The sequence below is a fragment of the Streptomyces mashuensis genome (genome assembly GCF_014654785.1).
Classification (GTDB): Bacteria; Actinomycetota; Actinomycetes; order Streptomycetales; family Streptomycetaceae; genus Streptomyces; species Streptomyces mashuensis.
Genome location: NZ_BNBD01000026.1, coordinates 21,683 through 41,159 on the forward strand (window position 1 = coordinate 21,683; position 19,477 = coordinate 41,159).

General features: G+C 69.4%; 18 protein-coding genes. 10 read left to right on the forward strand and 8 right to left on the reverse strand.

Features of this window, described 5'->3' with window-relative positions; all coding sequences use genetic code 11:
- Window positions 1–13 precede the first annotated feature (13 nt).
- The 8 genes from IE305_RS31735 to IE305_RS31770 form a co-directional block, all read right to left on the reverse strand.
- Complete coding sequence (locus IE305_RS31735) at window positions 14–2,194, reverse strand: putative type IV secretion/conjugal transfer ATPase (RefSeq protein ID WP_190133303.1); 2,181 nt, start codon at window positions 2,192–2,194, stop codon at window positions 14–16.
- Window positions 2,191–3,294, reverse strand: a complete 1,104-nt coding sequence (locus IE305_RS31740; protein ID WP_190133304.1) for a hypothetical protein — start codon at window positions 3,292–3,294, stop codon at window positions 2,191–2,193. The genes IE305_RS31735 and IE305_RS31740 overlap by 4 nt, the downstream gene beginning before the upstream one ends.
- A gap of 88 nt (window positions 3,295–3,382) precedes the next feature.
- Complete coding sequence (locus tag IE305_RS31745; protein ID WP_190133305.1) at window positions 3,383–4,678, reverse strand: energy-coupling factor transporter transmembrane component T family protein; 1,296 nt, start codon at window positions 4,676–4,678, stop codon at window positions 3,383–3,385.
- Between the two features lie 5 nt (window positions 4,679–4,683).
- Entirely contained in the window at window positions 4,684–4,962 is a 279-nt protein-coding gene (locus IE305_RS31750; RefSeq protein ID WP_190133306.1) for a hypothetical protein, read from the reverse strand.
- A gap of 3 nt (window positions 4,963–4,965) precedes the next feature.
- A complete protein-coding gene (locus tag IE305_RS31755; protein ID WP_190133307.1) occupies window positions 4,966–5,973 on the reverse strand; it encodes a C40 family peptidase in 1,008 nt (335 codons plus the stop codon).
- A gap of 189 nt (window positions 5,974–6,162) precedes the next feature.
- A complete protein-coding gene (locus IE305_RS31760; RefSeq protein WP_190133308.1) occupies window positions 6,163–7,791 on the reverse strand; it encodes an FtsK/SpoIIIE domain-containing protein in 1,629 nt (542 codons plus the stop codon).
- Window positions 7,792–8,026: 235 nt separating this feature from the next.
- The gene (locus IE305_RS31765; RefSeq protein ID WP_190133309.1) at window positions 8,027–9,175 is read right to left on the reverse strand and encodes a hypothetical protein; all 1,149 of its coding nucleotides are present in this window, start codon (window positions 9,173–9,175) and stop codon (window positions 8,027–8,029) included.
- Window positions 9,172–9,945 (reverse strand): hypothetical protein, encoded by a 774-nt coding sequence (locus tag IE305_RS31770; protein ID WP_190133310.1) that lies wholly within the window; start codon window positions 9,943–9,945, stop codon window positions 9,172–9,174. Before IE305_RS31770 ends, IE305_RS31765 begins: the two co-directional genes overlap by 4 nt.
- A gap of 1,053 nt (window positions 9,946–10,998) precedes the next feature.
- On the opposite strand from IE305_RS31770, the gene IE305_RS31775 reads away from it, so the two are divergent.
- The 10 genes from IE305_RS31775 to IE305_RS31820 all read left to right on the forward strand — a co-directional run bounded on the left by IE305_RS31775 (window position 10,999) and on the right by IE305_RS31820 (window position 19,116).
- On the forward strand, window positions 10,999–11,256 hold the full coding sequence (locus IE305_RS31775; RefSeq protein WP_190133311.1) for a hypothetical protein: 258 nt from the start codon (window positions 10,999–11,001) through the stop codon (window positions 11,254–11,256).
- A gap of 224 nt (window positions 11,257–11,480) precedes the next feature.
- Window positions 11,481–12,626, forward strand: a complete 1,146-nt coding sequence (locus IE305_RS31780; protein ID WP_190133312.1) for a hypothetical protein — start codon at window positions 11,481–11,483, stop codon at window positions 12,624–12,626.
- Between the two features lie 83 nt (window positions 12,627–12,709).
- Entirely contained in the window at window positions 12,710–14,083 is a 1,374-nt protein-coding gene (locus tag IE305_RS31785; protein WP_190133313.1) for a replicative DNA helicase, read from the forward strand.
- Between the two features lie 156 nt (window positions 14,084–14,239).
- Window positions 14,240–14,797, forward strand: coding sequence for a telomere-protecting terminal protein Tpg (gene tpg, locus IE305_RS31790; protein ID WP_190133314.1), 558 nt, complete (start codon window positions 14,240–14,242; stop codon window positions 14,795–14,797).
- Window positions 14,798–14,818: 21 nt separating this feature from the next.
- Complete coding sequence (locus IE305_RS31795; protein WP_190133315.1) at window positions 14,819–15,019, forward strand: hypothetical protein; 201 nt, start codon at window positions 14,819–14,821, stop codon at window positions 15,017–15,019.
- Between the two features lie 197 nt (window positions 15,020–15,216).
- Window positions 15,217–15,894 (forward strand): hypothetical protein, encoded by a 678-nt coding sequence (locus tag IE305_RS31800; protein ID WP_190133316.1) that lies wholly within the window; start codon window positions 15,217–15,219, stop codon window positions 15,892–15,894.
- 41 nt (window positions 15,895–15,935) lie between these two features.
- A complete protein-coding gene (locus tag IE305_RS31805) occupies window positions 15,936–16,079 on the forward strand; it encodes a hypothetical protein (protein ID WP_190133317.1) in 144 nt (47 codons plus the stop codon).
- Between the two features lie 96 nt (window positions 16,080–16,175).
- Window positions 16,176–17,912 (forward strand): type I-E CRISPR-associated protein Cse1/CasA, encoded by a 1,737-nt coding sequence (gene casA, locus IE305_RS31810; protein ID WP_190133318.1) that lies wholly within the window; start codon window positions 16,176–16,178, stop codon window positions 17,910–17,912.
- Between the two features lie 333 nt (window positions 17,913–18,245).
- Window positions 18,246–18,551, forward strand: coding sequence for a hypothetical protein (locus tag IE305_RS31815; RefSeq protein WP_190133319.1), 306 nt, complete (start codon window positions 18,246–18,248; stop codon window positions 18,549–18,551).
- A gap of 163 nt (window positions 18,552–18,714) precedes the next feature.
- Window positions 18,715–19,116, forward strand: coding sequence for a hypothetical protein (locus tag IE305_RS31820; RefSeq protein ID WP_190133320.1), 402 nt, complete (start codon window positions 18,715–18,717; stop codon window positions 19,114–19,116).
- Window positions 19,117–19,477 lie beyond the last annotated feature (361 nt).

Consider the following 19,477-nt stretch of genomic DNA (forward strand, 5'->3'; position numbering starts at 1 on the left):
CGGGGACGACGTCTCAGAGCAGACTGGTCTTCTTGTGCTTCAGCCGCTCACCGCTCTCTGCATCGAGGGCTACACCGTCCGCGGTGAACCTGACGGTGCGGTGCGGTACGTGCGCTCCGGGCTTCGCGTTCGCCCCCCTCACGGAAAACCGTGCGTCAACCGGTCGCCACCGGTCGTTGATGGGGACGCTGACCTCTAGGCGAATCGGCATCAAAGACCCGAAGTCGCGCGAGTCTATGTTTTCCCTCTCCTTCTTTGCGACTTGTCCGCTGGCGTCGATACGGACAAGTCCGGGCTTCTCCTCGGCGGCGACCCAAACCGACACGATGACCGAGTGGCCGTCCTTGCTCCACTCTGCCGACGTCTCCGCGGCCACGCCGTCGATTCGTACGTCTGCCGCAGCGAAGCCCTTGTAGGTGGCCTGTTTCCTCTGCTCTTTCTGGCTCTGCTGCTCGCTGTCGGCTTTGTTCCAGACGCCCGCTGCCGCGAGGGCCAGGGCCGCAACGACGGCAATGGGGAGCCAGGTGCGCCGACGCGAGGGAGACGTGGGGGCGGCGTCGGTGGCGGTCGGTGTGGGCGGCTCGGGCTGGGGCCCGCGATACCACTCCGTGCTGGGGTCGGCCTTCTCGTACCACTCGACGTCTTTGCCCATGCGGGCGACGGTAGCGCGCAGCCGCGCAGCCTGGTGTGGATCACCGCACAACTCCGCCACCCGGGCCCGAGTCGCCAGCCAGGACACGGCCTGGTCGGAGTCGATGCCGTGGGCGTTGATGTCCTCGCGCTCACCAATGGCGGCGAGTTGGGCGGCCTCGTTGCACCGGCCTTCCTGCGCGGCCTGCAAGACCTCGTGGTGCCGGGTGTCGATGACGTTGGGCGGCATCTCCCAGTCCCAGCTGTCCTCATCGTCCTCCGGCTGGGGGGCCTGGTCGTCCCGCGACGGCTGGGCCTGATCCGGGTCCTCTTCCACGCCGTCGTCCTCGACGTCGTCCGCATTCTGTTCGTCGGCCGAGTCCTGGACCAGGGCCTGCTGCGCCGCGCGGCGCCGCGATGAGGTGTCGGTGAGCCTGGCCTCTTCCTCACTGAGCATGGTTTGGACGATGTCGACGTAGTTGGGGCCGACCTTCCATACGGCCTGCCCCGGCCCGAGCGTCGGGATGGTGTCGACGGCCCACTGCGGCAGGCCCAGCAGCGCGCCGACGACCGCCGCCTCTTCCGGGCCCAGCCGGCCAACGTGCGCGATCTCGCACAGCCGCGCCAGGTCCTGCGCCCGGCCGTCGCCCAGGTCGGACAGCGTGTGCATCACCACGTCCAGGGACAGCGCGGCCCTGCGACTGTTCTTCAGCTGCCGCTGAATCAGCGCGCTCGTGGCCGGGGACAGCAGGATCTGCCACGCCTCTTCGAGGACCAGGTGCCGGTGGACGGCCGTGGACTGGCGCAGCCAGATGTGTTCGGCCCAGCACATCACCGCTGCCATGAGCGAGGGGATGGCGGGGCTGTTGCGGTCCAGGCCGGTGAAGTCAAAGGACAGGATCGGCAGGTCCGTCTCAGGCAGCGCTGCGTCCGGTCCGTCGAACATGCCGCTGAGCGATCCCTCGGTGTAGCGGGACAGGGCGATGGCTGCGCCCTCGCCCCACTCGGCCAGCTTCTGGGCCGACCACCTGCCGTCCTCCGGCGTGACAAGTGCGTCCACCAGAGCGTCCAGTGAGGTGGTCTTGGGGTGGTTCAGGGCGTGCTGGAGGGCGTGGGTGGCCTGGTGGCTGAGCGCGCCCGGCTCGACGGCCACGACGAGCGAGCGGATCAGCTGTTCGCGCACCTGGGGCGGGAACAGGTCGGAGCACGGGTTGAGCGTGAAACTGCCGGCCTGAACGACCTGGCCGCCGAGCGCCTGGACCACGGGCTGCCACTCACCGTGCACGCCGTCCTCGCCGAAGGAGTCGATGACGACGGCCTGGTGGCCGTGGTCGCGGATCTCCCGGTACGTCCGGACCTTGGCTGTCGTGGACTTGCCGGACCCGAGGCCGCCCAGCGCCAGGGAGTTGGTGGACGGCAGGATCGCGGTGTCGGCCAGCACGGGGGAGAGGTGGAACGGGCGGCCGTCCAGCAGGGAGCGCCCGATCGGGATACCGGGGAACTGGGTGCTGGAGGCGACGAGCGGCGCGGTGATCGCGGCGTGGTTGGAGGGCAGACGGATCACAGGATCGCCCCTTTCCTGGTGGAGGCCCCGTGCGGGGTGGTCATCACGTGGGCGCGGTGCTGCTGGCCGGCCAACCAGTCCAGGCGGATACGGTGCCGGTCCGCGGTGAGCGAGGCATGCCAACGGGCGTCGCTGACGCTCTCGGGGCTGTCGCCCCACACTGTCAGGTAGGCGTCAACGTCGACGAGGATCGCGCCCTGGACGAGGGCGCCGTGGGTGGTGCTGCTGGCGATCTCGTGGGCGGCCTTCTTGACCGTGTCGGTGGTGAACGCCCCGGCCAGGGCAGCTCGCCACTTCGCCGACCGCCGGGACTGCGCCGGCGGCAGCGGCCGGTACAGCACGGCGAACGACCGGTCCACGGTGAAGTGGGGGTCCTGCCGGTCGGCGTGGCCGTCGCCCAGCAGCAGGCGCTGCATCAGGTCGCCGTCGGTGTCGTCGGGCCACGCGGTCACCCGTGCCGTGGCCGCGTAGCGGCCGTCGTCCAGAAGCACCCAACCGGGCCCGCGTTCGGCCACAGCGGGCACGGGGTCGGGCTCCACGGGCATCAGCGCGCCAAGCCGAGCCACCTCGCCCTCCAGGGTGCCCAGGATCCGGTCCGGCTGCCCCGCCAACCCCTTGGGCACGTGCACAGAGATCGTCTGCCCGTGGGTGACGTAGTCGTCCACGGTGGCGCGGTGGGTGACGTGCACCTGAATGCCGGCGGTGCGGGCCTGGCCGCCAGCGAACGTCAGCGCCCTGCTGAATGCATCGTGGAAGGCGGCGCGGCGCAGCGGGTCCTGCATGGTGCCGTGCTCCGGGTACAGCTCCCACGTCGCGGTCGCCCCCGGACGGTCGAACACCGCCGCCGGCGCGGTCTTCTCCCGCAGACGCCGGTAGCCGACCGCCGCCCACCGGGCGACCGAGCGCGGCCCCGGCGCCACGTTCAGCAGCGCCCCGGCGGCGCCCACCGCACCGAACGTCCACGCCGGCGGCGGGCTGAGAAACGCCGACATCAGGAGAGCGCCGCCCGCCCCGAGGTTCATCTTCGTCAGCAGGGTCTCGGCAGGGCTCAGTCCGCGCTGCACGGCGGGGAACAGGTGGCCAGGGTTCAGGGAATACACGACAGAGCCTCCAAAGAGTGCCGCGGCCCCGGCGTCCGTGGTCCGTCGAAGACGGGCACGCAACGCCGGGGCCGGACCAGTCGGATCGTCAGGGGGTGGGCGGGGATGCCGACCGCTTCGGGGCCTGGGACGGTCGGGCGGGGGCGGGCTGCGGCGCGTTGGGGGCCCGCCTCGGGTTCGGCGCCGCGGCCTGGCCGGCGGATGTCCGGGGCCCATCGGTGGCCGCCTGGGGCCGGGCGGCTGCCCGTGCCTGTTGGCGTGCCTGAGTGAGCTGGGCCGTACGGGACGCGCGTTCCCGGACCTGAGCGACAGCAGACGCCGTGGTCAGCTGTCCCGGGCGCTGCTGCTGTTTGAAGCCGTAAGCAGCGAAGAGGACGCCGCGGTCCTTGTACATCGCGCGGCCGGGCGTGTCGACCGTGCGCAGCGCGCGGGCGGAGTTCTCCTGCTCGTAGACGTCCGGCACACCCGCCCGGATGAGATCTCGAACCAGGCGGTTGTCCGTGTTGCGCTCCACCACACTCCGGACCGCGCCGGCCACCTTGGGACCGAAGTACGGGATCCCGTGGAAGATCATCCGAAGCATCAGCACGTCCGCGGCGACCAGCAGCGTAGCGTCCATCACGAGTGAGCCCTTGGCGAGGTCCACGAAGGGGGAGACCAGCAGCAGCACCATGGGGGCGAACATCAGCCCCAGCAGCCTCATCGCCCACTGCTTGACCGCCGTCATGTCACCGCCGCGTGCCAGCGACGCCAGCACCAGGGGAGCCATGCACACGAACGCCAGGATCCCAAGCTGGCGAGTCATGAACACCAGCAGAGCGAACCCGAGGGCTACCACGAGCGCTGCAACGATGATCAAGATGGCCAGGGGGTTGCCCGAATCCGACGCCTTCTTCATGTCCTTGCTGATCGCGCCGAACAGAGTCGTTTCATTGCTGTCGAACGCGGCCGTGAACGCCTCGCTCACGGCCCCGTTCAGCAACACCACGATGCCCGGCACCGACGCCATACCGACGACGGCGGCGAGAGTCCATCCGGTGGAGGCCCCCAGCTGGCGCAGGCGTGGTACGCCCTGCCAGGCGGTCAGGGCGCATATGACGACCACGCACGTGAAGATCGCGACAGCGAGGTGCTGGCCGAGCCACAAGAACGGCTCGTAGAACGCGCTGTCGGACTTCAGCGGCGCCTGCTTCGGCGCGATGAGCCCATTGATCTTCTTGATCAGGTACTCGGCCAAGTCCTGCACGTGCTGAGAGGCGCCGCCGGTGATTCCGTCTCCTGCACCACCTCCCCCTTTTCCGGGGCTTGGAGGATCGCCCGGTTTGGCTTTGCAGAACTCTTTCGCCTGACCTTTGATCAGGTCGCACGGGTTCTTGTCCGGCATGGCGATCAGTGCTTGGCGTTCGTGACGGTCGAGAAGAGGGTGTCACCGTAGAGGGCGAGGATGACCGCGACGAACAAGGTGCCCACCGCCATCGAACCCTTCTGCAGAGCGGTCTTCGGGTCGTGGGAGAGCTGGAGCAGCATGCGGACGGCAATCACGGCGATGACGGCCGCAATGCCCTTGGTGACCAGACCGGCACCGGTCAGTCCGATAGTGCGAAAGAATGCCGTGAACCCGTCGCTGAGGTCCTGGCCTTCAGCGGCAAGAACGGTGATCTTGGACATAGGTTATGCCTCCTTGCTGTGGCGGGAAATGGGGCGGGCGTAGGCGAAAACGTCGCTCATCGCGTTCACACGGTCGAACCGGACTTGGGTTCCCGGCCGTGGAGCATTGATGAGCCAGCCCCCACCGACATAAATGCCGACGTGGTGAAGACTGGTCGCGCTACTGCCGTAGAAGACGAGATCTCCGGGCATGGCCTGTTCGGGTTTCACGGGCTCCGATGCGGCGTATTGCTCCGTCGCTGTTCGGGGTAGGGAAATACCGACTCGTGCGTAGGCGTAGAGCGTGAGCCCGGAGCAGTCGAAACCCGTTACTGATCCTCCGGAGCTTCCGTTGGGTGAGCAACAGGTTCCCGTGGTGGGACCGCTCGCGCTGCCGCCACCCCAAGAATAGGGGGTGCCGATCATGTCTTGCGCGGCGTTTACGACCGTGGCGGCCTGCTCCGCCGTGGTGAGCGTGCCGCCGCCCGGTGACGGCTTTTCGGCGAGAGCCACGATGGATTTGACGTAGTCCTGCGTCTCCTTGTAGGGAGGCACACCTCCGTATTTGCGGACGGCGCCGCTGCCAGCGTTGTAGGCGGCGAGCATGTTGCCCTGCTTATTGCCGGGCACGTCTTTTATCTCGTCGGCTATGGAGCATAGATACTTGGCTGCGGCGGGGATCGCGTCTTCGGGGTCCCACACGTCGCGCTTTCCGTCCCCATTGCCGTCAACTCCGCTGGTCTCCCAGGTGGACGGCATGAATTGCGCGATGCCTTGCGCGCCGACCGGCGACTGTGCTTTGGGGTTGAAGTTGGATTCTGTTGAGAGAAGCGCGGCAAGCAGGTTGGGACTGACTCCGGGGCAGGTGGTTCCTGCCTTTTCTATCAGGCCCTTGTACTGCGGCGGGACAGACAGGCTGAGCACTCCGGCGCCCAGTCCTGGGTGGTCGTCGCCGGCGGCCTGGACGAGTGCGGCCACGACGACGGCCGCGGTGGCTCCCACGCCGACCGCAACCACTGCTGTGGTGCGCAACGGGCCCCCTTCCTCTCTCGTGGGCTGTTTGACTGTTTCCGCAGGTCAGCACCGCCGTCCGGTACCGCCGACGCACCGCCGGGCCACCGCCGCTCGGGCGGTGGTGACCGCCGCTCGGGCGGTGGTGACCGCCGCTCGGGCGGTGCGTCGGCGGTGGGCTGGCGGTGGTCTGGCGGTGCCGGTCGGCGGTCAGGAATCGGACATAAGGGCTGCGGTGAGGTCGGCCAGGCGGTAGCCTCGCAAGCTCTTCGGGCCGCCCTTGCTAGCCCGCACCCGTACCCCAAACAACTCGCTGAGCTTTTTTCCAGCTTCCGTTGTATTGGATTCCGTGATCCCCAGCGCTGGGGCCAGCTCTGCGGTGGGTATGAAGTCGAGTTGCTTGCTCTGCATCAGGTCGACTGCCTGCTTGAGCGGGGAGACCGGAGTTTTTTCAAGGGCCTGCTGCTGGCGGGCATAGACCTCGTCAACGACTTCCCAGATGAACTCATCCGTGAAGTTGAACCCCCGGATAAGGGTGGAAACTCCGTGTGCGAACAGCACGCCCTGGCCCTTGATGTTGGAGTCGAGAAGGGCGGGGTTGATCGGGGCGACCGTTTCGAAGTACGTGTCACCGAGGGCGACTTTCGCGGTTCCTTCCGATGCCACATACAGGCACATGCGGTAAAGAAACTGGTCGCGGACCATGACCGGGATCGCATCTTTTGCCGGACGCTGTGTCAGCATCACGGTGGCGATTCTGGATTCCAGGGCCTTGGCGACCAGGGACCGGGCTTTTTCTGCGACCCTGCGCGCCCGTTCTCTTCCGGCGGGTGTTCCGTCGTCGGCGAAGAAGTCTGCTGATTCGTCTACGATGAAGAATACCGGCCTGAATGTGGGTATAGGCTGCCGGTTGCGGATCGCGTCCTGGATCTTTTGGTAGCGCCTTTCGACGCGGGCGTTCAGCTCATCGAGCATGTCCTCCATGACGGCCGGGTTGTCGGATGCCTCGTAGCGGACGGCGACCTTCTCGAACCTGGTCAGACCGGAGAGTTTTCCGTCCAGCAGGTACAGGTCGAATTCGCCGTAGGCGATCAGCAGGCAGGTTATGAGCCCGTTGACCAGGGTGGTTTTCCCCATCTGGGTCATGCCGCCGACCAGCAGGGAGGCTTTGTCGAACGTGGGCACACCGGCGAGTTCGCCGATGACGTCATGCCCGAGAGGGACCCCGTCGAACGCGGCGATTTCCTGCCGGGTGGGGGCGGGGAACGGGCGGCTGAACGGCGGTTCGTCAAGGACCAGCAGTTGCACCCGTCGTTCGTTGTCGCGGCTTCGTTCGAGTTTGGTGTGCAGTCGGGTGACGCCGAACATGCCGGCGACGTTGCCGAGCTTTTTCTCGACGTCCGCGTACGTACGGCCCTTGGGGACAAGGAAGTCGTAGCGTTTTCCGGTACGGACCGTCGTGATGGTGACCTCGTCGGCGCGAATCACCTCGTCCTTGCCAATGGCGCCGGCCGTGGTGAGCGCCGCGGTCAATTCCGGGTGTGCCGGCACGGCCTGGATGGCCTCCTCCACTGCCATGGCGGCTTCCTGAGAGCGCGTCACCGCGGGCTGCTCCTCGCGCGCCCACAGGCGCTTGACGGCCGTGCGGATGCGCCAGGCGAGGTATCCGAGTGCGACCAGGGCGCCGACGGTCAGCAGCACAGTGGCCGGCCAGGACAGGCCGAGCTGGTCCTTGATGGCGGCCAGGATGCCGAAGACGATGACGATGACTCCGATCGCGCCCGCAGCCTGCCCGTAGAGCTCTTCGGTCTGGTCCGCTTGGTGTTTCCTGTTTCCCACACCCCCTCCTTCGGTGTCGTGGGCAGGTGATCGTAACCGACCGATTATGCGGTTTCCTTTTGATTCTTTTTGTGCTCACCGGGGTCTGCTTCCTGGGGCTGCGCACGGGGGCGTGCGCTCACCGGGTCGCTCACCGGGTCTGCAACTCGACTGCGTGGTCTGCTTCCGGCAGTCGCAGCGAGGGCCAGCCCGCCCGCGGCGGGCTGGTCTTCACTGGTGGTGCCGGACGGTGGTTTCAGGCCGCGTCCGCGTCCCGCGTCTCCTCGTCGTCCTCGCGCTGATGGCCGCCGCCCTTCTCGTTGGCCATCAGCACCGCCCAGGCCAGGCGGATGCGCTCCTCGCTGCCGACGAAGCCGGCGTCGCGGAAGTGGTCGCGGGCCTGGCGGTAGGAGGTCGGCGGGTCGGTGCTGTAGCGCAGGTGCCGCAGCACGACGTCCAGTTGCCGGGCGGTCAGCTGCTCACCGGGCCGCGGAACCGGCACACCCGCGACGGCCGCGAGGTCATCGAGCGTGACGGCCTGTGCCGCCGGGCGTGCCGGTGTGCCGGTCGACGGCACACCCGGCGTGCCGGTCGGCGTGCCGGTCTCCTCCGGCAGCGCGTTGACCTGCGTGCCGGTGGCGTGACGGCCCACGGTGGCCGGGCTGGGCAGGGGCGGCGCGGCGTGAGTCCACTGGCCCAGTTCGGGCAGGCGGATCGCGGCCACGGCGGCGGGGAGAACCTTCTCGGCGATCGTCTGCGCGGTCGCCTCGGCCTGGCTGTGCAGCTCCTCGGTCATCGTCTGCTGCGACTTCAGTACCGACTTGCGGTAGGCGGTCTCTGCCTCGGCCACGCGCTTCTCCAGCGCGGTGGCCAGCTCCAGCAGCTCGATGCGGTGCGCCGCCTCGGCCTCCATCTCCTCCAGGCGGTCGGCGATTTCCTGCCGCTTGGCGTCGATGCGCTGCCGGGTGCCGGCGGACGTGCGCCGCCCGAGCGAGGGAAGAACGATCCACCACGCGGCCTTGGTCGCCACGATGGCGATCGGGGTCAGGATCACGGCCAGGACGAACCCGCCGACCTCGCCCACGCCGGACACGACCAGGTCCGCCGTGGGGAGGGCCGCGTTCACGGCCGTCAGCCCCAGCCCGGCGTACCGCACGCGCCGGGCGCGGGCGTCGTTGTTGCCGGCCAGGATCTCCGTCGCCTGGAACACCACCCACAGGGCATCCAGCGCGCCAACCGTCGGCACGGCCCACACCCCGAACCGCGGCTCCAGGATTCGGTAGCTCACCTGGACCGACAGAATCGCCACGCCCAGGGTGACGGCCATGAGGACGGCCAGCACCGTCCCCCGCGGGGAACCGCGCCAGCGCCGCAGCAGCCCCTCGAACTTTGACGTCTTGCTCATGCTTCTTCCTCCGTGCGGATCGCGGGCCGGCCGGTGACCGTGCCGGCGAGGCGGCTCACCTTGGCCAGGTGGGCGTCCTGCTGCTCGATCAGGTCGCGAACCTGCTCCTCCAGGGGGCCCGCACCCCTGCCGTAGAAGCGCCTGCCGTAGTCGCAGACGGCGCCGATGGGCCAGTCCTCGGCGTCCGGGTAGCCGGCGGCCTCCAGCGCGGCGGCGCGGCCCAGGCGGGCGTAGAGGTGCGTGTCGTGGACCTCGGCGATCTGCGCCGCCCGCCCGTCGAACGCGACAGCGGCGGACGTGGTGCGGTCCTGGGCGTCGACCAGGCGAGAGACCGCGGACGGCCACTCGGCGGCGGCGTTGGGGGTGCGCAGGTAGTCGTACGCCGCCGCCAGGGCCGTGGCCTCGTCCTGGTACGCCCTCCAGAGGGCGGGCGCGTCCTCAACCACGGTCTTCAGGTCCGCCACGTACGCGGCGGACCTCCACTCCTCCCGCGCCTGCTGGTACAGCTCCGACAGGACGAGGCCGGCCTTCTGCCGGAGCTGGTACTCGGCCTCGTCCTCCGACTCCCTGACATAGCGCAACTTCGGGTCGTCGTGGGTGGAGGGGGCGGACGGCTCGGGCTCCCGCCCGGTGAACGGCTCGAACTCGTAGCCGAGCCCGTACGAGTGGGAGGTCACCTTCTTCAGGTGCCTCGGCAGGTACGGCTGGAGGCGGGCGAAGACCTCCTTCAGCTCCTCGGGGGTGACCTGGAAGCCGTCGACGTACGGCATGGGTGCTCCTTCGCAGATCTGCGAACGACAAGGGGGCAGCGGAACCGCTGTCCGGTGGTGGGGCCGGCGGGGTGCCTGGCTCCCTAGCGGCGTAGGGGCCGCAGTGCCCCGGACCGGATTCGAACCGGTCTCATGCCTACGGGGCTGCGATCTTTGCCCTTGTCTCACCTGCGCGTACGGGTCACTTGTCCGCCTGTGAGGGCGGCATGGGAGAAGGTGCGTGCTGTTGGTCGCGCAGGCAGGGCCGACGGCTTGTCGCAGTTGCCTGATCCCGGGTGACCAGAGGACTCACCTCGTGGCGCCCCTCCGCAGATCTGTTGCTCGGGGGTGCCGGCTTGTCGTGGTTCCGGGTGGTGCCGCTGTGGAGTTGAGAAGGACCGATCGCTGCCATTCAGGCCGGCGCTACGCGCTGCCCGTCCGGGCTGATGTCGGGGACGCTGTCGTGTGCGGCTCCCACATCCGGCACCGCCGGCGGGGCGGTGCCGGGTGAGGGAGCCGGGTCCGAAGACCCGGCGAAGGGGCGGGAAGGGGAAGGTGGGACCGAGGTGGCGCGCGCCGCAGTGGCCTGCCCGTGGGGGTGCGCTTCTGCGGCGCGGCCTCGGAACGGATTCAGTGGCCGCGGAAGCCGGAGACGACAGCCGCGACAGCGGCGGTCGCTCGAACGTGCCTCATGCGGTGTCGACGTCCAGCCGACGGCCGGCCGTTACCGCGTCCCCGCCCCGCGGCAGGTGGCGCACGGGCGCCAGGTGTCAGTGCGGGTGCCCCCCCGCCACGTCGTCTCGACGTGGCCCTGCTGGCCGCCGCAGGCGGTACAGGGCCGGGGCTCGTACTGGGTGATCGCGCGAGCAGGCGTAGCGATACGATCCATGACGGATCGCCCTCCTATGCACGTAGGCGGGTGGTCAAGGCCCCTGGCAGGTGTTGCACCACCGGCTGGGGGCCGCCCCGTTTTCCGAGGCAGACCCACTGTTGCAGCAAAACACAGCTTGTGCAACTACTAATCTCAGCGTGGTTTCACACGTATGTGCTGTGGTTTCCGGTAGGCTCCCGCCCGTGACCGAGATTCCCGAGGAGAAGCAGGCGGCAGCGCTGCGCGCTGTCGCGGAAGCCGGCGCCCGGCGCGCTGAGCTGCTGAAGGAAGCGGAGCGGGTCCTCGCTGAGGAGATCCAGCCCCGCGCCATCGAGGCGGCGCGCCTTGGTGCCGGCCGCAACCGAATCAGGGAGCTAGCGGGGGTCGGTCCCAGCACCCTCTACCGCTGGCTGGAGGCCGCAGGTCTGCCCGTCCGGCCCAAGCGCCAGGGGGGCACCTAGAGACCTCGGCGGCCGCGACCACGGACCGCGCGGCCTTCATCTAGCAACCCTGACCTGCCTACTGGGCGTAAGGTCACCTGCACCAAAAGTTAAAACCCGCCGGTAAACCCCGGGGCTCTGACCTCCCGGGCGGCGGGTTGACCAAGTCAGGTCTCCGGTGAGTGTACCCAAGGGTGCACTCATCACGCGGCGCTTGCCGCAGGAGGCCGGGAAAGGACCGCCGGATGTCCGGCAAGTACTACCCATCAGCCGCAGGGCAGCGCGGAGCGGCTGCCCATAGCAGCATCAACGAGACGGCGCCGATCAGGCAGTCGCAGGCCCCCGCGAGCGGGGTTTCCGTCCCCCGACATCTGGGGGTGGGGACGGACCTGGTCCACGCACTCGACTACGTGGTGATGCTGCAAGTGATGTTCAACCTCGCGTCCGGCATCGAGTGCACCCCGATGGCGGTGTGGGGGCAGTTGCAGGAGCGCGGCATCCGGTCGGCGAAGAACGCCAAGGAACTGGTCGGAAAGAACGCGGTGTACGACTCGTTCACGCGTCTTCTCTCGGCCGGATACCTGCGCCGTGAACAACTGCCGCACCCGGAGCTCCCCGGCCGCATGGGGCCTGTTGTGTACACCGCGTACGACAACCCGGCCTGGAACCCGGACTGGAAGCCGGCCGCGCAGGAGACCCCGGAACCAAATAATCACGGGGAGGTAAAACCGCAGGTCGCAACGCTTCCCGGAACGCCGGATCCGTCGTTCGGGGAAACAGGTAAAACCGCAGGTCAGAACGCTTCCCGGAACGCCGGATCCGTCGTTCGGGGATCCGGCGTTCCGGGAAGCGTCGGCAGGCGCGTTCCCGCAGGTCAGAACGCTTCCCCCGTTCCGGGACGCGGAATGGCTCCCCCCCCACACCCCCCGGAGGAGGAGGATTCCTCCTCCTCCCCAACCCTCCTCCGTGACCCCAGCGGGTCGCTTCCGTCACAGAGGGAGGGGGAGGCGGACGACTTCTCCCAGGAGGAAACCGCTGCCGCTGCGCGCTTCTTGCAGCAGATGAAGCGCTGGCAGGCGGGTGCCGCCACCGCGCGCAAGTGCGCACCGCGGCTACTGCGGGCAATGCGGGCGCAGGGCTGGCCGGCGCTGACGGGGCTGGACGAAGAGCACCTGGCGCTGCTGGAAGCCGAAATCCTGAAGAACACCAGCGGCGCGAAGGCGTGGGCCAAGTGCCTGCCGGGCTGGGTTGACGACTTGCGGCTCTACGACCGTGCGCGGTCCCGGCCGGGCTCGGCGCAGGGCACGGGCGGCCGTGAGGAGCGGTGTCCGGTGCACCCGGCCCGCTACCGGGTCGGCTGCGCCGACTGCGCGATGGCCGTACCGGACTGACATGCCAGTGCGGGCCGCTCCCGTGCAGGGGAGCGGCCCGCGGATCCCTCTGAACGCCTTGACCGAACAGGAGATCTCTTCCAGTGTCCACGAACCCCGCCCGGGTCCCTAACCAGCAGCATGAAGCCCAGCAGGCCGGCGCGTTCCCCCGCGTTCCCCCGAACGATCTCGACGCCGAGCGCGCGGTGCTCGGCGCGCTGATCCTCTCGGGCACCCCGAAAACCACCTCGTACCGGTACTTCGGCGAGATCCTCGACACCGGTCTGGTACCGGGGGAGTACTACCGGCCCGCCCACGGCACCATCCACCAGGCCATCTGCGATCTGCACGCGAAGGGTGAGCCGGTCGACGCGATCACGCTCGCGGACGAGCTGACCCGCACCGGGGAGATCCACAAGGTGGGCGGCGCCTCGTACCTGCACACCTGCGTGCAGGCCGTGCCCACCGCCGCCAACGGCCCGAGCTACGCCGAGATCGTCCGGGCCAAGGCGTACCGGCGCGCGGTCATCAGCTCGGCCCACCGCATCCTGGAGTACGCCTACCGTGAGGAAGGCGACGAGGACGAGGTCCGCGACGAAGTCGAGCAGCAGCTCACCGAGATCATCGCGGGCACGCCGGGCCTGCACGAAGTGCCGCCCACGGTCGGTGACCTGTACCTCGACTTCGTCGCGGACCTTGAGGACATCCAGAACGGCAAGAAGATCGGCCTGACCTACGGGTTCGCCGACCTGGACATGCTCACCTCCGGGATGCACCCGGGCAACGTGACCGTGGTGGCGGCGCAGTCCGGCATGGGCAAGACCACGTTCGCGCTGAACGCTGCCGTGGCCGCCGCCAAGACCGGCGCGAAGGTGATGTTCTCGTCGCTGGAGATGAGCGATCTCGAACTCATGCAGAAGATCGCCGCAGCCGAGGGGAAGATCGCTCTTCACCACCTGACGCATCAGGGCGGCCTCACCCCGGAGGGGTGGGAGACCATCAAACGCCTCGGCCCCGAGCTGTTCAAGACGCTGCCGTTGCGGGTCTACCGGCCGGACGGCGCCTCACTGGGCGACATCGCCTCCGCGGCACGGGCCAGCGCCCGCGCCGACGGTCTCAACGTCCTCGTGGTGGACTACCTCCAGCTCGTCGAAGCCGGGCAGTCCCGCAACATGACCCGCGAACAGGCCGTGGCGGGCGTGTCCCGCGGCCTGAAGAACCTGTCTGTCCAGCTCGGCTGTCACGTCATCGCCCTGTCCCAGCTCAACGACGACGGACTCATGCGCGAGTCCCGGGCGATCAAGAACGACGCCACCGTCGTGATCAAGGTCGAGCGGCCCGACGCGGATGAGCCGGAGTCGGCGCGGGCCGGTGAGGTGGACCTCGTCATCGAGAAGAACCGGTACGGACCGACGGCCCGCGTGACCGTGGCCGCGCAGCTCCACTACTCCCGGTTCGTTGACATGACGCAGACCTGACGTCCCAGCAGACCCCCGGAAGGCCCGGGATGCGGCCTGCATGCCCCTCTGAGGGTCGTACAGGCCGCCCCGGTCTCCTAGATCCACCCATCATCCAATCGGCCCTCATAGGGGCGTCTGTGGCCTCTGGTTGGGCTGAGGAGGGAGTGAACCCCCATGGGCACCATCGGCGAGGGCCTGGACCGGGCCGTGGCGCAGGCCGCAACGCGGCCGATACCGAAGTCGGCCGGGGCGCGGATGCGGTTCCTGGTCCGCCAGCACGGCGGCAGCACGCGGGCGGTGGCCGGCCTGCTGGGCATCACGCAGCGCACCGTCGAACGCTACGTCCGCGACCAGCTGCGCACCCCGCGCCCGGATCTGGCCGAGCGCCTGGCCGCCGAGGTCCGCCGGCGCTGGCAGCCACGGGTCCAGGCCAGGGCCCGCAAGCAGGCTGCCACCAGCACCGGCATCGTCATCGAGACCCGGGCCCGGTTCGGCTTCACCGCCGCGCCGGGCACCACCGACGACCCCCGCATGCGGCTGATCACCCAGCACCTGCCGCCCGAGTACGCCCGGCGCCTGTTCGACGCCCAGCAGGCCGGCGCCGCTGAGCAGCAGCTCCAGCAGATCGCGGCCGAGGGCCTGGGCGAGGTGTACTTCCGTGACGGCGGCCGGCGCGCGGACGGGCTGCACGTGACCCTGACCGACGTCGATTACGTCGAATTCGGCCTGTAAAGCGGCAAGGGGGGCATGGACATGGACCGGATGACCCGAGAGGCTGCGCAGGCTGTGCGACGCCTGATGGCTGTGACCCGTGCGGCGCTGGAGGATCCGGCGCGCTCCGAGGCGGCGCTTTCGGCCGCTGCCCACGAGGCTCACGAGGCCATGCGGCGCGCCGGGCTTCTGCACCTGTCCGACGGCGAAGTGCTGGCTCTCGTCGCCCAGCTGGACGACTGACGCCAAACCCCCCTGGTGGTACGGCAGTTCGGGTGGCCGAGGTGGCGAGGGTGAGGCCCAGCAATCCAACTGAAAAATTTCCCGCAACTACATTGCGGCACCTAATTTTTCAGTTCTAGGGTGTGGTGTGCCGGGGCGGTTCCGTGCCGGCACCGCCGCCCCGGCACGCCGTTGCCGGGCTGTGAAGGGGGGCCTTCATGCGCAACGTCATCTCCACCATCAGCAGCACGGACGTCAGCGAGGCGTACGCGGAGCAGGTCGAGAAGCTGCTGGGGTCGCTGCTTCCGGAGCGGGAGACCACCCAGGACAACGAGTGGGGGCAGACGGACTTCTACGTGCGCTTGTACTCCTACGAGGCGCCGGGTGCGGGTGGGGTGGTGTGGGCGGTCGACTACTGCGACCCGGACTCCCGCGAGCTGGAGGAGACCGGCTCGGAGGTGGAGGCGGTGGCACGCTACGAGGAGCTCGTGCGCGATGCGGCGGACTGCCTCGGGTACGACGAGGAGGGGGTGCGGGAGCGGTTCACCACGACCGACGTCGCCGGTGTGCGCGGTCCGCTGCCGCAGCTGCCCGCGGTGGGCTTCCAGCAGCTCGAGGAGCTGCTCGATGCGCCCGGTAGCCCGGTGCTGTACCTGGCGCGCGACGAGGACGGCGAGATGGTCGTGCGCGTGGGCCAGGAGTCCGAGGTGCCGGCGCCGCAGGTCCTGGTGACCCGCGCGCGCACCCTGCACGAGCTGTGCCTGGACGACGACGAGGTCCGTATCACCTCCTCGTACGCCGCCCGCCAGGCCGACCACTACGCCGTGGAACTGCTCCACCTCGCCGATCAGGCGGAGAAGGCCGGCAGGGGAGCCGCCGAGTACCTCCTCGCCTGAGTGCCTATTCCTGAACCCATTACGAGACCAGGAGAGACATCGTGGCCGAGAAGATCGTCATCACGGAGTCCGACGGGGACGTCATCGAGACCACCGTCAGCGACGACGCGACCGCCCGCGAGTACGAGAACCTGCCGTTCCAGGTGGGCCGCATCGTCCGCGTCGACGTCACCGACGCCGGCTGACCCCACCGCCGGGCACTTGATGGCGACGGCCACCCCACCCCGGGGTGGCCGTCGCCCCTCCTTTGCCCTCCCCTTCTTCCTGATGTGGAGCACCTGATGACGCCTTCGTTCCTGCTGACCACTGAGCCCTGGATCCCGGTCTGGGATCACGACGTCGACGCCGAACGCATGGTGGGCCTCACCGAGGCCCTGACCCGCGCGCACCGCCTGTCCCTGAGCGTGCACCAGGGGGAGGACGTTGCCGTGCTGCGCCTGCTGGTGGCGGTGTTCGACGCGGCGTGCGGTCCGCGCACGGCCGCCGAGTGGGAGGCTCTATGGAAGGCCGGCACCCTCGACACCGACACGGTCACCGCCTACCTGCACCGCTGGGAACCCTTCCTCGACCTCTTCCACCCCGGCCACCCGGCCTTCCAGTGCGGCCGGCTCACCGACTACCACCGCGGCCCTGAAGCCCTCCACCCGGGGAACCTGGGCGGGGATGGGCCGTCGTCCTGGTTCAACGAGGAGCTGCGCGCCCCGTTGCCGCCGTGGCCGGCGGCTGAGGCCGCCCGGCTGCTGCTGCATCTGCTTACCTACGACGTCGCGGGCATCAAGCGGGCCGTCCCCGCCGACCCTGTGGCACGCGGCGGCAAGGTGTTCGGCGCCCAGGTCAGTACCACCGCCATCTCCACCCATGTGCACGTGGCGCTGCCCGGACACCGGCTGAAGGACGTGTTGCTGCTCAACACCCCGCCGCAGCCGCGTGCGGCGGGCGACGCGCCGGTGTGGGAGCGCGAGACGCCGTCGGCCCCGATGCGCACCCGTACGCCCACCGGCCGGCTGGACCTGCTGACCTGGCCCACCCGCCGTATCCGTCTGCACGTCACCGACGACATGAGGGTGGATGCCCTGGCCCACCACGATGGCGACCGCCTGCTCGACAACTGGTCCACCACCCGGCGGCTGGACCCCATGACCGCCTGGACCATCAACCCGGACGGCAAACCGGCGCCCATGGGGGTCCTCGACCTCCAGAACTGGCCCCAGCCCTGGCGCGCCGCTCTCCTCCTGGACCACTCCGCCGGCGCGGTGCATACCTGCGCCGTCGTCCAGCACACCATCTCAGCGGCCGAACGCGGCATCCTGGACCCCACTGTGCCCGTCATCGCGGTGGCGTCCACCGTCCTGCACACCAATCGCCACCGCGGCGCCATCGGCGGCATCACCGTCTCCCCCCTGCTCCTGGGTACCGCGGCACAACTCGCCGACCCCGACGCCCGCAAACACCTCGCCACCATGGCCCGCCACGCCGACGCCCTGGGCGCCAACCTGCGCCGGCACGCCGCCCAGATCTCCCGCCGCCCCGCCGCCCAGGTGGCTCCCCGCATGCTGCTGACCGACCTGGACCACGCATGGGAGGACGCCGTCCACGACAGCGCCCACGACCCCCACCAGGCCCGGAAGGGGTGGGGCGCCGCACTGCGCGAAGCTGCCAAGGACAAGATCAACGCATTCCCCATGAAACAGAGCGAACGCGCGCAACTCCTCGCCGAGTACACCAAAATCGAGTCGGCGTCCGAGAAGAGCCGCACGAAGGCACCCCGCAAGCGCACCGCTTCGGCGCCGCCCGCGGCGGACACGCCGACGGTGCCGCCTGCGGCGGGCACGCCCAGCAAGCGGCGTGGCCCACGCGCCACCACCTACGAATGCTTCGGCGACCACCTCACCCTCGCCGAGATCAGCCGGCACCCCGACTGCGTGGTCGCCTACAACACCCTCCGCGCCCGCGTCACGGACGGCTGGGACGTCGAAGAGGCCGCCACGACACCAGGCCGCACCGCACGCCAGAAGTAGTAATCGCCCCCCTCACCGCTCGCCTCCCGATAGTCTCGGAAAGGGGCGTCCGGGCCTGGTGCGTTCAGTCTCGTACGCCTCTTCGGCCACGGTCTGAGATCTCCGCGCGAGCGGAGGTGCCCCGGTGAACAGTGGGGGCGGGGCCGGGTAGCCCGTCAACGTCTCCGCGCAAGCGGAGGTGGCCCAGTGAGGAGAGGGGTCGGGGCTGAGTGGGCCCGTCACGTCTCCGCGCGAGCGGAGGTTCTGGGGCTGATGTCGAGTAGGCCGTCGGGCACACTAGCGGCTGTGAATGCTGCACGACATCCACAGCCGTCCCGCTCGCTGGGGCAGGGCGTGAGCGCCGTCATCCCGCCGCAGCCATCGGCACGTCCTGATGAGACCGGGCCGGCCGCGGCGGACGACGTGAGGCCGTGCGGCCAGCGTCAGCAGGCCGGCGCTCTGGCGGATCAGGTGGCCCGGCTGCTGGAATCGGCGCGCATGGTGGCGGTTGCATGCCCGGTGCTGGAGGCCGCCGCGCTGTTGCTGACGGCCGCGGGACGGGGCGAGCTAGACGAGCGTGGCCGCGCAGCCGCCGTCACCGTTGCCGCCGAGTTGCGGGCCGTTGCCACGCAGGGCAGCGCGGACGGCCCCGCAGGCTGAGCCGACCGGACCCCGGCGGACCAGGCACTCGGTGGAAGACGGCCAACGCCCGACCTGCGCGCTGGCCTCACGCCGGGCCGCAATGTGCGATATCCGAGGCGGTAAGCCGGACGCGACGACCGGTCGGAGTCCGGGCCCGCCATGACGGAAGGACTCAAGACCCGTGCAGAAGTTCGCCGGCCTCCGCGTCGCCGGAGGCACCGTACGCGCCCGCACCCCCTACGGATGGTTCGGCAGCCTGGAAGTGCTCTTCTCCCACAAGGAACCGCAGGTGGGTCACCGCATCGGCGCCCTGCCCGAAGGCGTCATCTACGACTACACGGGGATCGACCGGAACGTCGACATGCAGCACGTGTGGTTCGTCAAGGACGACAAGACCCCGCCCGGCCGATACGAGATCGAGCACCTCTTCCCCACCTCGGACCGGGGATGGGCGGTGATCGCCAAGCCCAGCGGGGCGGTGGCGGCCTGCCGGATGAAGGGCGAGGCCGATTACCTCGGAACCCGCGAGCAGGCCCAGCAGTGGGCCGACGCCCTCAACGAGAAGTTCCCGGTGCACGGCTGACGGCCGACCGGTTTGCTCCCCGCGCATGCGGGGCTGTACCACCACGGCGAGCCAGGAGGGGGTGGTTCCGTGCTGCGCCGCGATGGTGCCGGCCGTGGCCGGGCCCTGGCTGGGTGGGGTGGGTTGTGCTCCTTGGGGTGGTGGGGCACGATCCCGAACTCTACACATGCATCATGTGGTGGTGTAGGCTGTTCTCACAGATTGGTTGAGACGGTTCCCGCTCCTCCGCCCCTGTCACGACTGGTAGTTGCCCACCGCCCCCGCGCCGCCTCCTCCCGTAGGTGCTGCCCGCGAAGCGGGCCAGGGTCCGGGAGCGGAGCGGACGGGCCCTCGTGTCGCGGAGCGGCACGTCAGGCCCCAA

Bases quoted from the DNA above. Each gene is read 5' to 3' on its own strand.
- IE305_RS31745 (WP_190133305.1), bottom strand. From the start codon at position 4,678: ATGCCGGACAAGAACCCGTGCGACCTGATCAAAGGTCAGGCGAAAGAG.
- IE305_RS31750 (WP_190133306.1), bottom strand. From the start codon at position 4,962: ATGTCCAAGATCACCGTTCTTGCCGCTGAAGGCCAGGACCTCAGCGAC.
- IE305_RS31765 (WP_190133309.1), bottom strand. From the start codon at position 9,175: ATGAGCAAGACGTCAAAGTTCGAGGGGCTGCTGCGGCGCTGGCGCGGT.
- IE305_RS31770 (WP_190133310.1), bottom strand. From the start codon at position 9,945: ATGCCGTACGTCGACGGCTTCCAGGTCACCCCCGAGGAGCTGAAGGAG.
- IE305_RS31780 (WP_190133312.1), top strand. From the start codon at position 11,481: ATGTCCGGCAAGTACTACCCATCAGCCGCAGGGCAGCGCGGAGCGGCT.
- tpg (WP_190133314.1), top strand. From the start codon at position 14,240: ATGGGCACCATCGGCGAGGGCCTGGACCGGGCCGTGGCGCAGGCCGCA.
- IE305_RS31795 (WP_190133315.1), top strand. From the start codon at position 14,819: ATGGACCGGATGACCCGAGAGGCTGCGCAGGCTGTGCGACGCCTGATG.
- IE305_RS31800 (WP_190133316.1), top strand. From the start codon at position 15,217: ATGCGCAACGTCATCTCCACCATCAGCAGCACGGACGTCAGCGAGGCG.
- casA (WP_190133318.1), top strand. From the start codon at position 16,176: ATGACGCCTTCGTTCCTGCTGACCACTGAGCCCTGGATCCCGGTCTGG.